The organism is Pseudomonas sp. RA_105y_Pfl2_P56 (genome assembly GCF_963970845.1).
Taxonomy (GTDB): Bacteria; Pseudomonadota; Gammaproteobacteria; order Pseudomonadales; family Pseudomonadaceae; genus Aquipseudomonas; species Aquipseudomonas baetica_A.
Genome location: NZ_CAXAPL010000017.1, coordinates 18,496 through 31,053, shown reverse-complemented (window position 1 = coordinate 31,053; position 12,558 = coordinate 18,496). Strand labels below are relative to the sequence as shown.

The 12,558-nt window shown below is 60.3% G+C and carries 11 protein-coding genes; 5 read left to right on the top strand and 6 right to left on the bottom strand.

What is annotated here, in order from left to right; translation table 11 throughout:
• Window positions 1–12: 12 nt before the first annotated feature.
• Window positions 13–675 (top strand): NAD(P)-dependent oxidoreductase, encoded by a 663-nt coding sequence (locus AACY11_RS13705; protein WP_339432344.1) that lies wholly within the window; start codon window positions 13–15, stop codon window positions 673–675.
• Between the two features lie 3 nt (window positions 676–678).
• On the opposite strand, the gene AACY11_RS13700 is transcribed toward AACY11_RS13705, so the two are convergent.
• On the bottom strand, window positions 679–1,629 hold the full coding sequence (locus tag AACY11_RS13700; protein ID WP_339432343.1) for a choline sulfate utilization transcriptional regulator: 951 nt from the start codon (window positions 1,627–1,629) through the stop codon (window positions 679–681).
• Window positions 1,630–1,743: 114 nt separating this feature from the next.
• Here AACY11_RS13700 and betC point away from each other — a divergent pair, with 114 nt between their 5' ends.
• The 3 genes from betC to AACY11_RS13685 all read left to right on the top strand — a co-directional run bounded on the left by betC (window position 1,744) and on the right by AACY11_RS13685 (window position 5,913).
• The gene (gene betC / locus AACY11_RS13695; RefSeq protein WP_339432342.1) at window positions 1,744–3,258 is read left to right on the top strand and encodes a choline-sulfatase; all 1,515 of its coding nucleotides are present in this window, start codon (window positions 1,744–1,746) and stop codon (window positions 3,256–3,258) included.
• Window positions 3,259–3,274: 16 nt separating this feature from the next.
• Window positions 3,275–4,195: a choline ABC transporter substrate-binding protein gene (choX, locus tag AACY11_RS13690; RefSeq protein WP_339432341.1), complete on the top strand. Its 921-nt coding sequence runs from the start codon at window positions 3,275–3,277 to the stop codon at window positions 4,193–4,195.
• 149 nt (window positions 4,196–4,344) lie between these two features.
• Window positions 4,345–5,913 carry a SulP family inorganic anion transporter gene (locus tag AACY11_RS13685; protein ID WP_339465401.1) on the top strand — a complete coding sequence of 523 codons (1,569 nt, stop codon included), beginning with the start codon at window positions 4,345–4,347 and terminating at the stop codon, window positions 5,911–5,913.
• A 91-nt stretch (window positions 5,914–6,004) separates the two neighbouring features.
• On the opposite strand, the gene aroE is transcribed toward AACY11_RS13685, so the two are convergent.
• Together aroE and hemF are read right to left on the bottom strand one after the other, a co-directional pair.
• A complete protein-coding gene (gene aroE / locus AACY11_RS13680) occupies window positions 6,005–6,826 on the bottom strand; it encodes a shikimate dehydrogenase (RefSeq protein WP_339432339.1) in 822 nt (273 codons plus the stop codon).
• A gap of 9 nt (window positions 6,827–6,835) precedes the next feature.
• On the bottom strand, window positions 6,836–7,750 hold the full coding sequence (hemF, locus tag AACY11_RS13675) for an oxygen-dependent coproporphyrinogen oxidase (protein WP_339432338.1): 915 nt from the start codon (window positions 7,748–7,750) through the stop codon (window positions 6,836–6,838).
• Between the two features lie 162 nt (window positions 7,751–7,912).
• Between hemF and AACY11_RS13670 the strand changes: the two genes are divergently transcribed.
• Window positions 7,913–8,890, top strand: a complete 978-nt coding sequence (locus AACY11_RS13670; RefSeq protein WP_339432337.1) for an NADPH:quinone reductase — start codon at window positions 7,913–7,915, stop codon at window positions 8,888–8,890.
• Between the two features lie 23 nt (window positions 8,891–8,913).
• Here AACY11_RS13670 and AACY11_RS13665 read toward each other — a convergent pair whose 3' ends face one another.
• The 3 genes from AACY11_RS13665 to AACY11_RS13655 are packed head-to-tail and all read right to left on the bottom strand — an operon-like array spanning window position 8,914 to window position 12,552.
• The gene (locus AACY11_RS13665; protein WP_339494976.1) at window positions 8,914–10,206 is read right to left on the bottom strand and encodes a phenylacetate--CoA ligase family protein; all 1,293 of its coding nucleotides are present in this window, start codon (window positions 10,204–10,206) and stop codon (window positions 8,914–8,916) included.
• On the bottom strand, window positions 10,196–11,464 hold the full coding sequence (locus AACY11_RS13660; RefSeq protein ID WP_339432335.1) for an aminotransferase class I/II-fold pyridoxal phosphate-dependent enzyme: 1,269 nt from the start codon (window positions 11,462–11,464) through the stop codon (window positions 10,196–10,198). Before AACY11_RS13660 ends, AACY11_RS13665 begins: the two co-directional genes overlap by 11 nt.
• A complete protein-coding gene (locus AACY11_RS13655) occupies window positions 11,461–12,552 on the bottom strand; it encodes a DUF3419 family protein (RefSeq protein ID WP_339432334.1) in 1,092 nt (363 codons plus the stop codon). Before AACY11_RS13655 ends, AACY11_RS13660 begins: the two co-directional genes overlap by 4 nt.
• Window positions 12,553–12,558: the final 6 nt, after the last annotated feature.

The window sequence follows — 12,558 nt, the reverse complement described above, 5'->3', positions numbered from 1 at the left end:
AAGGGATCAGCCATGAAAAATGCCGAAACCCCAGCGGTTAAAGTGGTGCTCTATGGTGCCATGGCCAGCCTGGGCGGTGCGTTGATGGCTGAGTTGCTGCGTCGTCAGCATGAAGTCATCGCCATTCTCGACGATTTGACGGCGCTCGCGCCGCGTCCGGGGTTGCGTACAAAAAGTGGCGATCTGTTCGATGCCGAGCGGGTCAATCAAAGCGTTGCGGGAAGCTCGGCGGTGATTTGCCTGCTGGATGCGCCGGGCCTGCCGTTGAGCAGCGATCACGTCGAAAGGTCCATCGTGCTTGGGCCGGTGGAACAGGTGCTCGCGGTCGACGCGCTGGTCGATGGCCTGCAATTGGCCAATGTTTCGCGGCTGTTTCTGGTGGGCGATTTCGCCGTGCTCGACGAACCGGACCTCGACGATCGCCTGCAACGCCACGCCGCTGAAGAAATCCGTGAGGCCCTGCAAAGCAGTCCGTTGCAATGGACATTGGTCAATGCGCCCCATGGCGTCGCGGGGCTGACCGTTGAGCATTTCAGCCAGGTTGGAGGCCATCTGGAGCCGGGGCTAACCGAACCGCTGGAGCGTTTGAACCGGGTCGCGGTGGGGATTGCCGATGAGCTGCGCTTGAATCTGCATGTCGGGCAGCATGTGAATTTTGTGGCGACCGGCCAATAGGTTCTAGATGGCAATGGACGGCAGTGCGAGTCCATTGAGCGATTCTGCACTGCTGGCCTGTTCCTCCATCAACCAGTCAACAAACAGTTGAATCAGCGCCCCCCGCCGTTTGCGTTGCGGCAGAACGACGTAATAGCCCAGCCGTGACAGCGTCGTTTCGGCAATCGGGCGACAGAGCAAACCCTGAGTCAGCAAGTTATCCACAAGGTGCCGCCAGCCAATCGCCACGCCTTGCCCGCCAATCGCCGCTTGAATCAACAGCGTGTAATTGTCGAAACGCAGCTGCCCCGGTGCCGGCGGCGTGGTGATGCCCAATTGGCGAAACAAACCACTCCAGTCAAACCAGTTGCTGCTGTTTTCACCGCGCAAGTGCAGCAGGGGCAATTCCAGCAACGCCTGAGCAGGCAAGGGCGCCGGGCGATCCTTGAGCAATAGTGGACTGCACACCGGGAACACTTCTTCGCTGAACAGCCAATGGCTCTCGCCCTGTTTAAAGCGGCCGTCGCCAAACAGGATCGCCACGTCGATGTCGGTGCGCAGCATGTTGTGGTTACGTTCGCTGGTGACCAGGCTGACATCGACGTGGGGATTGGCTTCGTGGAAGCGGTGCAGACGCGGCATCAGCCAATAGGCGGCGAAGGCGAAATCGGTGGCGACCTGCAGCACCTCGTGTTGCTGCTGTGTGCTGATCGCGCTCAATCCTGCGTCGATATTCTGCAAACCAAGGCTAACTTGCTCGAACAGGATCATGCCGACCTCAGTCAGTTCGATGCCCCGGTAGATGCGATCAAACAGGCGCGTACCGAGCTGCTCCTCCAGTCGTTTGATCTGTTGGCTGATGGCCGGTTGCGTGGTGCCCAACTCAACCGCTGCCGCAGTAAAGCTGCGATGGCGCGCGGCGGCATCGAAGGCACGCAACAGGTCGAGAGACAGATCGCCTAACGCTTCATACATAAGCAGAGCTTATCCCAGTCATTGCCCGGCATGGGCTTTACCCGATAGAGCATGGACTCCAAGCTTGATCGCAGCAATGTCGCATAAATATTCACTATGGAATGCCGCGATCACATGAAGCGCAAGAATATTCTTTTCATCATGGCCGATCAGATGGCCGCGCCAATGTTGCCGTTCTACGGCCCTTCGCCAATCAAACTGCCGAATCTTTCGCGCCTCGCCGCCCAAGGCGTGGTGTTCGACGCCGCTTACTGCAACAGCCCATTGTGCGCGCCGTCGCGTTTCACTCTGGTCAGCGGTCAATTGCCGAGCAAAATCGGTGCTTACGATAACGCCGCCGATTTCCCCGCCGACATTCCGACCTACGCCCACTACCTTCGCCGTCTCGGCTACCGCACCGCGCTGTCGGGCAAGATGCATTTCTGTGGCCCCGATCAGTTGCACGGCTACGAAGAACGCCTGACCAGTGATATTTATCCGGCCGATTACGGTTGGTCGGTGAACTGGGATGAGCCTGACGTGCGGCCGACCTGGTATCACAACATGTCTTCGGTGCTGCAAGCCGGGCCCTGCGTGCGCACCAACCAACTCGATTTTGACGAAGAAGTGGTGTTCAAGGCCCAGCAATATCTTTTCGATCACATTCGCGAGGACGGCGATCAGCCGTTTTGCCTGACGGTGTCGATGACTCACCCACACGATCCGTACACGATTCCCAAGGCCTTCTGGGATTTGTACGACGATGGCGATATCCCGCTTCCGACAACGCCGGATCAACATTCACTCGACCCGCACTCGCAGCGCCTGCTCAAGGTTTACGACCTGTGGGACAAGCCGCTGCCTGTGGATAAGATTCGCGATGCTCGGCGTGCCTACTTCGGCGCTTGCAGTTATATCGACGCCAACGTCGGCAAACTCCTGCAAACCCTTGAAGACACAGGGCTGATGGACGAAACGATCATCGTCTTCTCCGGCGACCACGGCGACATGCTGGGCGAGAAAGGCCTCTGGTACAAAATGCACTGGTACGAAATGGCCGCCCGCGTGCCCCTGTTGATCAGTGCGCCTGGCCAGTTCGAGGCCGGGCGCATCAGCGCTGCCGTATCGACCGCAGACCTGTTGCCAACCTTCGTCGAACTGGCCGGCGGCACCCTGGAGCCGGGCCTGCCGCTGGATGGCCGCTCGCTGGTGCCACACCTGCAAGGGCAGGGCGGCCATGACGAGGTATTTGGCGAATACATGGCCGAAGGCACCATCAGTCCGCTGATGATGATCCGCCGTGGCGCCTGGAAATTTATCTACAGTGAAAGCGACCCTTGCCTACTCTTCGACGTAGGCAACGATCCGCGCGAGTTGGAAGAACTCAGCCAATCGCCACAGCATCGTCAGCTATTCGACGATTTTCTCGCCGAGGCACGGGCCAAGTGGGACATCCCCGCCATTCACCGGGCTGTCCTCGCGAGCCAGCGTCGCCGCCGTTTTGTCGCCGATGCATTGACCGTCGGCAAACTGAAGAGCTGGGATCACCAGCCGCTGGTGGATGCCAGTCAGCAGTACATGCGCAACCATATCGACCTCGATGATCTGGAACGCAAAGCACGTTATCCACAACCCTGCCAAAACCAATAACGTTAAGGGGAAGTCCATGCGCAAGTTATCCACAGTACTGACGGTCAGCCTGCTGGCTCTGGGCAGCGCCTCGGCATTTGCCGAGCAAAATTGCGAGACGGTGAAAATGGCCGATCCTGGCTGGAGCGACATCGCCGCGACCAACGCCATCACCGGTTTTCTGCTGGACGGCATGGGCTACAAGGCCAAGGTCGACACCCTCGCGGTACCGATTACTTTCGGCGGCCTGAAGGATGGCCAGGTGGATGTGTTCATGGGCAACTGGATGCCGGCGCAGCAGGGCTTCTACGACAAGTTCATCGCCACCGGTGACGTGACACAACTGGCGAAGAACCTCGACGGCACCGAATTCACCCTCGCCGTGCCGGATTACGTCTGGGACGCGGGTGTGCATAACTTCGCGGATCTGAATACATTCGCCGACAAGTTCGGCAAGAAAATCTACGGCATCGGTTCGGGCGCACCCGCGAACATCTCGCTGCAGGAAATCATCAAGAAAAATGACTTCGACCTGGGCCAGTGGAAGCTCATCGAGTCCAGCGAACAGGCAATGCTCGCCGAAGTGTCGCGGGCGGTGAAGAAACAGAAGTTCGTCACCTTCCTCGGCTGGACCCCGCACCCGATGAACGTGCAGTTGAAAATGCATTACCTCAAGGGTGGCGAAAAGTACTTTGGCGACACCGGCAGCGTGTTTACGTTGACGCGCAAGGGCTACGCCGAGGCGTGTCCGAATGTGGGTAAATTGCTGACCAATCTTTCGTTCACTCAGGAGATGGAGAACAGCATCATGGCTGAGGTGACCAACAAGAAGGTCAGCAATGCTGAGGCGGTGAAGGCCTGGATCAAGGCGAATCCGGCGGTGCTGGACAAGTGGCTGGACGGCGTGAAGACGCTGGATGGGAAGGCTGCCTTGCCGGCGGTAAAAGCCAGGCTCTGATTCACTAGAGGCAGTCGTCTCACCCCGTGGGAGCGGGCTTGCTCGCGATTGCGGTGTCTTTGTCGAATGACCCACCGCATTCACCAGAGGGCACGCTCCCGCACGTTTTACCCTGTTACTCTTGCGCAAACCCCAAACCGCGAGGACCCATGGCCTTCCCCACTCGCCGCTCACTTTTGCCCTTCCTCACCTGGCTGCCCCGGCAAACCCGCGCCAGCGTCGGACGGGACCTGATCGTCGGCCTCAGCGGTGCAATTCTCGCGTTACCCCAGTCGATTGCCTACGCGCTGATCGCCGGACTCCCACCCGAATACGGTCTCTACGCGGCGATCATCCCGGTGTTGATCGCCTGCATGTGGGGTTCGTCGTGGCATCTGATCTGCGGGCCAACGGCGGCGATTTCGATTGTGCTGTTTGCCAGCGTCAGTCCATTGGCCGTGCCAGCGTCACAGGACTACATCACCCTGATTCTGCTGCTGACCTTTCTGGCCGGGGTTTTCCAATGGCTGATCGGTTTGCTGCGCTTTGGCGCACTGGTGAACTTCGTCTCGCATTCGGTAGTACTCGGTTTCACCCTGGGGGCGGCGGTGGTGATTGCCATCGGCCAGTTGCCCAATCTGTTGGGGCTGGATCTGCCGGCCAAAGCCACGGCGCTGGCCAGTTTGATGGATCTGCTGCAACACCTCAGGGCTGTGGATAATCCTTCGCTGGTGCTTGGCGTGGCCACGGTCGCGGTCGGCGTGGTGTTGAAACAATTGCTGCCACGCTGGCCGACGCTGTTGATCACGCTGGTACTGGCCAGCTTGCTGGTTTGGCTGTGGCCGGCAATGTTCGGGCATGTGCACCGGGTCAGCGCTTTTATCGGGCGTCTGCCGCCGTTCAGTGGCTTGCCGCTGGATCTGGACCTGATCCTGCGCCTGCTGCCGAGCGCTGTCGCGGTGGGCATGCTCGGGCTGGTCACCAGCCTGTCGATTGCCCGCTCGATTGCCGCGCGCTCGCAACAACTGCTCGACGCCAATCAAGAGGTTCGGGCACAGGGTTTATCCAATATCGTCGGGGCGTTCTTTTCCGGCTCGCTGTCGGCCGGGTCGTTTACCCGCTCGGGCCTCAGTTACGAGGCGGGCGCCTGCTCGCCGCTGGCCGGAGTGTTTTCGGCGATCTGGGTGGCGCTGTTTGCGATTTTCGGGGCAGGGCTGATCGCGCAGATTCCCATTCCAGCCATGGCCGGCAGCATTTTGTTGATCGCCTGGGGACTGGTGGATCATCGCGGCATTCGGTCATTGCTGCGGGTCAGCCGCGCCGAGTTCGTGGTCATGGCCCTGACCTGTCTCGCCACGTTGTTGCTGGAATTGCAGACGGCGATTTACGCCGGGGTACTCGCATCGCTGTTCTTCTATCTCAAGCGCACTTCACAACCACGGGTGCAGCATTTTCGCGATGGTGAGGACGACGTGCTGCGGGTTGGCGGCTCGATTTTTTTCGGCGCTAGCCATTACCTGCAAGTGCGATTGCAACGCATGCACGGCACGCGGGTGGTGATTGAGGCGCAGCAGATCAACTTCATCGATTATTCAGGGGTGGAGATGCTGCATCAGGAGGCGCGGCGTTTATTGCGGCACAATCGCAGCCTGACGTTGCGCGGTGCGCGGCCGCAGGTGGTGGAGGAGTTGCGCAAGCTCGAAGGGCCGCAGCAGTGTCCGATCCGGTTTGAGGATTGATCCAGGATCGGCGGTGCGGCCATTCGCGAGCAAGCCCGCGCCCACATTTGAAATGCATTCCAACGTGGGAGCGGGCTTGCTCGCGAAGCTTTTAAAGGCCGAGTTGACGACGCAACTCTTGGAGTACTGGCGCCGTGTCGGGCCGCACTGCGCGCCACAAAAAGAACGCCTCGCCAGCTTGCTCGGCCAGCATGCCCAAACCATCCATCGACACCGCCGCGCCGTGTTCACTGGCCCAGCGGCAGAACGCGGTCGGCTCCTTGCCGTACATCATGTCGTAGCACAGGGTCTTGCCCGACTCGATCAGGCTCGGCGCAATAGGCGGCACGTCACCGGTGAGGCTGGCGGAGGTGGCGTTGATGATCACGTCCACCGGCTCCTGCAACCAGTCGAAACCGCTGGCCGATACCGGCCCCAGATCACAGAACAATTCGGCCAGCCATTCGGCCTTCTCCACCGTGCGGTTGGCGATGATCACCGACGCCGGTTTTTCCGCCAGCAACGGCTCCAGCGCCCCACGCACAGCGCCACCGGCGCCTAGCAGCAGGATGCGTTTACCGGTCAGGCTGAATCCGGCGTTCACCGTCAGATCCCGCACCAGCCCGGCACCGTCGGTGTTGTCGCCCAACAGCGAGCCGTCAGCCAGTTTGCTCAAGGTGTTCACCGCGCCAGCACGCTGTGCACGAGCGGTCAGGCTGTTGGCCAGGCGATAGGCGTCTTCCTTGAACGGCACGGTGACGTTGGCGCCACGACCTTCCTGGAAGAACGCCGTGGCACAGCCTGAAAAGTCGTCGAGTGGCGCCAGCAGGGTGCTGTAATCGAGGCTTTGCCCGGTCTGCTCGGCGAACAGCTTGTGAATCATCGGCGATTTGCTGTGGCCGATCGGGTTACCGAAAACGACGTAACGATCCATCAGATGTCCTCAGGCCTGGGCGAGCCAGTCGCGATCTTGCAGGAAGTACTCGGTCAGGCGCGCCTCTTCGCTGCCGGGCTCGGCTTTCCAGTCGTAGCCCCAGCGCACTTGTGGCGGCAGCGACATGAGGATCGACTCGGTACGCCCGCCCGATTGCAGGCCGAACAGCGTGCCACGGTCGTAAACCAGGTTGAATTCAACGTAGCGGCCACGGCGGAATTCCTGGAACTCACGCTGTTTTGCAGTGAACGCATCGTTCTTGCGTCGCTGCACGATGGGCAGGTACGCATCGATGTAGGCATCACCGATAGCGCGCATGAAGGCGAAACTGGTGTCGAAGTCCCACTCGTTCAGGTCATCGAAGAACAGGCCGCCGATGCCGCGCGGTTCGTGGCGATGCTTGATGTGAAAGTAGGTGTCGCACCAAGCCTTGTAACGCGGATAGACGTCCGCCCCGAACGGCGCGCAGGCCTGCTCGGCGACGCGGTGCCAATGGATGCAGTCTTCTTCGTTGCCGTAATACGGGGTCAGGTCAAAGCCGCCGCCGAACCACCAGACCGGCTCCTCACCTTCCTTCTCGGCGATGAAAAAGCGCACGTTGGCGTGCGACGTCGGCACATGCGGGTTGTGCGGATGAATCACCAGCGATACGCCGAGGGCTTCAAAGCCGCGTCCCGCCAGTTCCGGCCGATGGGCGCTGGCCGACGGCGGCAGACCGCTGCCAAAGACATGGGAAAAGTTGACGCCGCCCTTTTCGATCAGCGTGCCGTTTTCGATCACGCGGGTGCGACCGCCACCGCCAGCAGGTCGGGCCCAGGCGTCTTCGACGAAGCGCGTGCCGCCGTCCTCGATTTCCAGCGCGGCGCAGATACGGTCTTGCAGGTCGAGCAGATAGGCCTTTACGGCGTCGGTGCGGGTCGTCATGGCTTCACCTTGAATCGGGCATCACTACGCGGCGCCCCGCAGGCGGGGGGCGACGCAAATGGGCGCGTAGCATACCACCGCAAACCGGCGCACCGCAGTTGACGAAGATCAAGCATGGGAGTTGGATAGGGACCTCACAAAAGCCCCAAGGAGAGCAGGCAGATGGCAAAGCGTATCCAGTTCCGCGCCCACGGCGGCCCCGAAGTCCTCGACTATATTGACTACCAGCCTGCGGAGCCTGGCCCGCAGCAGGTTCGCGTAAGCAACAAGGCCATCGGCCTGAACTTCATCGACACCTACTTCCGCAGCGGTCTTTACGCACCGCCGGCCTTGCCGTCCGGTCTGGGTGCCGAAGGTGCGGGCATCGTCGATGCGGTGGGCAGCGAGGTCACCCGGTTCAAGGTCGGTGACCGCGTGGCGTATGGCAGCGGCCCGTTGGGTGCCTACAGCGAACTGCACGTTCTGCCCGAAGCCAATCTGGTGCACCTGCCAGACGCCATCAGTTTCGAAACCGCTGCCGGGGTCATGCTCAAGGGCCTGACCGTGCAGTACCTCCTGCGCCAGACTTATGAGCTCAAGGGTGGCGAAACCATTCTGTTCCACGCCGCTGCTGGCGGTGTCGGTTCGCTGGCATGCCAATGGGCGAAGGCGTTGGACGTCAAGCTGATCGGCACCGTCAGCTCCAAAGAAAAAGCTGAGCTGGCCAAAGCCAACGGCGCTTGGGCGACCATCGACTACAGCCACGAAAACGTCGCGCAGCGCGTGCTGGAGCTGACCGACGGCAAGAAAGTCCCGGTGGTGTATGACGGCGTCGGCAAGGACACCTGGCTGACCTCGCTCGACAGCGTGTCGCCGCGAGGGCTGGTGGTCAGCTTCGGCAACGCGTCCGGTGCAGTCGACGGTGTCAATCTGGGAATTCTCTCGGCGAAAGGTTCGCTGTACGTGACCCGGCCGACCCTGGCGACCTACGCCAACAATGCCGAGAACCTGCAACGCATGGCCGATGAGCTGTTCGAGATGATCATCAGCGGCAAGCTCAACGTGGCTATCAGTCAACGCTATCCACTGGCTGATGCAGCGAAGGCGCAGACCGAGTTGTCGGCACGGCGCACCACCGGCTCCACGATCCTGCTGCCCTGACAGCACGCGCTCCCGATGAATCGTCATCGCTTCCTCGTGGCGTCGTCCAACTCAACAAAAAATGGCGTCTTGCCGGCGGCGTTTGTTTGGAAGCCGCTGCGGGCAAGAGCCAGCACCTGCAAGCCCTGTACGCCGGGCAGCCTGAGCAATGCACTCACCTGCACTTCATTGTGCAGCGCCTGTTCGATAGCCGCTTGTGCGCCGTCGTATAGTTTGTCCTCAGCGATGACCACGCACAGGCTCGCACCGCTAGCTCGCCGATGGATCTGTACCTGGACATCGGTGGGGCCCAGTTTGGCCAGCGCTTGCCCAAGTAGGTCCAATACCTGTCGTTGAGTGATGATCGCGCCGCCTAGCTTGATCGTTGTCTCCACCCGTCCCTGGAGTTCCAGCACGGGAAAGCTGCTGCCGCAGGCGCAACTCGATACGTTGCGCTGGATTCGCCCGCGATCACCCATTCGATAACGCAACAGCGGCACATGATCGGGCAGCAGCGGCGTCAGCAGAAACTCACCGCTGTTACCATCAGCCACCGCTTGTAAAGTCAGGGGATCAACCACTTCGATCAGCATCGCGTCGGCGTGCAAATGATAAAAGCCGTGCTCAAGATGAGCACACTGAAAGCCGATGGGGCCGGTTTCCGTCGAGCTGTAGCCCAGCGACCGGATTTTCAGCGCCGGCCAGTCCCGGGCCAGTTGCTCGCGCAGCGGTTGACTGCAGGGTTCCCCGATATAGTAGAGCCATCTCAGACTGGCCAACTGTGCCGCATCAATATCGTTGTGGTTGAACAGCGCCGCTGCCAGGGAAGGGGTACAAATCAGCGCGTCGGCCGCTTGTGACTCGATCAGCTCGGCAATCCGCTGGACGCCCATCAGTGATCCGGCTGGCAACAGGCGCGCACCGATATGCTGGACAAGGGCCGCCGCATATTGAAAGGCACCCTGCATTTCGCCGGCGGTCAGACCGTTGATGACCACGCCTGGACGTTCATCTTCCCCCCCAAACATCCGCGCTCCAAGCGGCACGATACCGGCGTTGAACGCCCAGGAATGCGTGATGTGTTTACGGTTGCCGGTGCTGCCTCCTGACGTCAGGGTCAGCCCGCCGCCCGGCGTACGGTGAGAAGCCTCGCCAAGTACGGAGAACAGCACACCGCCAGATTCATCCTCCACCGCTTGAATCGGCAGAAGATACAGGTCCTCCAGGGTCTGCACTTGCAGGATCTGCGGACACAACGCACAGAACCACGGCAGAGAGCGCGCGTAAGCCAGTTTGCGTGCAAAGGCTTGGTCAGTAACTATCCGATCATCGCTCATCGTCACGCCCTCCCTGACGAATGCCTAACTCATCGAACCCGCTCCTGACCGCATTGGCCAGACATTCCAACTGCCCCTCACTGTGATTCGCGCTGATGGCCAGACGTAAAATCGCCTCGCCCTTGGCCACCACCGGAAATAACGCGGTTGTGACAGCGATGCCCTGCCGACGCAGGTGCAATGCCAGACTGATTGCATCGCGCTCGGCCCCCACACGGACGAAACGAATGGGTGATGCGATTTCATGGTTGCCCAGCACCGAACCGAGCAGAGTGTCGATCCGGGCAACGTTTCTCCACAGGGCAGCCTGTAACTGACCGAGTTCCGGCGAAAGGTGAATTTTCCCGGAGGCAACCGCCGCGCCGACACCGCCCATCGACAGTGGCCCACCGAAGGTATAGGTCGACGCATGGCGCCGAATCATCTCGGCATCGCCGGCCGTGAGCAGGGTAATCGCCCCGCCGGTCGCACCAAATGCCTTGGACAGCGATGACAGAAGGATCAAACGATCGCGCAGTCGCTTATCGGCAGCGACCAATGCATAACCACCACCTGCCACCCCATGGATCGAGGTGCCATGAGCATCATCGGCATAAAGGTAGCCTTCAAAACGCTCGGCCAACTGCAACAGTCGTTTGATCGGATACAGGCCGCGCATCGAGCCAATACTGTCGGTCAGGATGATCGGTGTATTGCCAGCCGCCACCGCCGTTGAACATGCCTGCTCGACCTGCTCCACATCGCTGCAATCACAACGCCGTACAGGGCCGAACTGCCACAGAATCCCTTGTAGCACTTGCATTGAGGCATGGGCCGCCCGGTCGACTATCCAGCAGGGACCACGACGCAACGGATAAGACGGCAACTCGCCGGACCCGAGCAATGGCAGGCAGCCCAAATGCGCGCTGCCCACCGAGTTGAAGGTGACCGTATGGCCCTGAAATATCTGGTCCAACTGCTTATCCAGTTGACGCATCGGCGGCAGCAGCGCCCGGGTTCTTGCGGCCGCAAACTGCACACCGAAAGATTCGACGGCGTCCACCGCGCCTTGAATAAGGCGGGGGTCGCACTCAAGCCCCAGGTAGGAGCATGAAAGGAACTCGGTGAGTCGTTCGCCGCTGCTCAATTCGATGTCCTTGCCCTCGCGCCTCATCAGTTTCAGGCCGTTGAGCCCTGCCTGGAACAACTGCTGCTGGTCGTCACGCGCCTGGCGGACACGGTTTTTGACCCAATTGACGGTCGGTTGTTGAGTATTCATCGGGATACCTGCGAAAGGGTCCGGCGATAGACCTGTACACGCCAGAGCTGGGTTTTTTCTTGTGCGATCGCTTTCTGGAACTCGGCAGTGACATCGCTGAAACCTGAACAATCGGGTTGAACCACATGCAAATGGCCACGCATGACCGTCAAAGCCTCATCGGCCAGAGACGGGCGCAATCGCTGCAAAACACGGGTGCCAGCGGCTTCGGGCAAGAACGAGGGCACGTCGGAGAGCGAGACGAAATCAACATCCGCGTGCATGGCAACACAGTCGAGCATGTCGGCCTGTACTACGTGCAACTCGCACTGCTGAAGTGCCTCACGGGCACGCTTGAAAATCTTCGGATCGCACTCAAGCGGAAAACCTTGCCGATAGCGCAGTTCACCGAAAAACAGCATTTGCAGGAAAAAGCTCTCGCGCACGACCTGAGTGGTGAACATCGCGTGGAAAATCTTCAGATACGCCGCACGGGAACTGATGCCCAGGTTGTTGGGTGGAAACGAGCCTTTGTAGAGAAGGGAATTGAGCACGGCTGCATTGCCCAGCAGGGCGATCACAGCCTTCCAGCGCTTGAGTGGAAAGCGGGTTAGGTAATATTGCGTTTGCTCGCCAAGATCGTTGTGTTCAAAGATGCCTCGACCCGCTTTGCCGGTAAAAAGTCGATTGACCATCGCCAACCGCTGCAGGGCCTGCTCGAAGGCGCCCATGTAGATCGGCGCTTGCCATTGACGGGACTGGAACAACTCTGACAGCCAGCGGCGATCGGTCCGGGGCAAATCCAGATGCTGAAACAGGGACTGGCGTTGTTTGGCCAAAACGTCTGTCCGGTAACCCATGAATGCCATGAACGACTCATGATCGGTCTGTTGCAGCAGGGCAAACCGCAACCGCGTGAACGCCAGTTGGGGCGCACTGATATCGGTACAGGTCATCCGCACCGGCCTGCGGGCCAGCAGCGGTAGAAGACGTCCGCCACTCCCGGCGACACCCACCACATGCCTGGCACGTTGGGGCAGGATCGCGTATTCAAGCGCGGTGTCTTCATCCCCCAGTGCATAGTTCAGACGATCGAAATAGTCAGCCATGCGGGT

Bases quoted from the DNA above. Each gene is read 5' to 3' on its own strand.
- AACY11_RS13705 (WP_339432344.1), top strand. From the start codon at position 13: ATGAAAAATGCCGAAACCCCAGCGGTTAAAGTGGTGCTCTATGGTGCC.
- AACY11_RS13700 (WP_339432343.1), bottom strand. From the start codon at position 1,629: ATGTATGAAGCGTTAGGCGATCTGTCTCTCGACCTGTTGCGTGCCTTC.
- betC (WP_339432342.1), top strand. From the start codon at position 1,744: ATGAAGCGCAAGAATATTCTTTTCATCATGGCCGATCAGATGGCCGCG.
- choX (WP_339432341.1), top strand. From the start codon at position 3,275: ATGCGCAAGTTATCCACAGTACTGACGGTCAGCCTGCTGGCTCTGGGC.
- AACY11_RS13685 (WP_339465401.1), top strand. From the start codon at position 4,345: ATGGCCTTCCCCACTCGCCGCTCACTTTTGCCCTTCCTCACCTGGCTG.
- aroE (WP_339432339.1), bottom strand. From the start codon at position 6,826: ATGGATCGTTACGTCGTTTTCGGTAACCCGATCGGCCACAGCAAATCG.
- hemF (WP_339432338.1), bottom strand. From the start codon at position 7,750: ATGACGACCCGCACCGACGCCGTAAAGGCCTATCTGCTCGACCTGCAA.
- AACY11_RS13670 (WP_339432337.1), top strand. From the start codon at position 7,913: ATGGCAAAGCGTATCCAGTTCCGCGCCCACGGCGGCCCCGAAGTCCTC.
- AACY11_RS13665 (WP_339494976.1), bottom strand. From the start codon at position 10,206: ATGAGCGATGATCGGATAGTTACTGACCAAGCCTTTGCACGCAAACTG.
- AACY11_RS13660 (WP_339432335.1), bottom strand. From the start codon at position 11,464: ATGAATACTCAACAACCGACCGTCAATTGGGTCAAAAACCGTGTCCGC.
- AACY11_RS13655 (WP_339432334.1), bottom strand. From the start codon at position 12,552: ATGGCTGACTATTTCGATCGTCTGAACTATGCACTGGGGGATGAAGAC.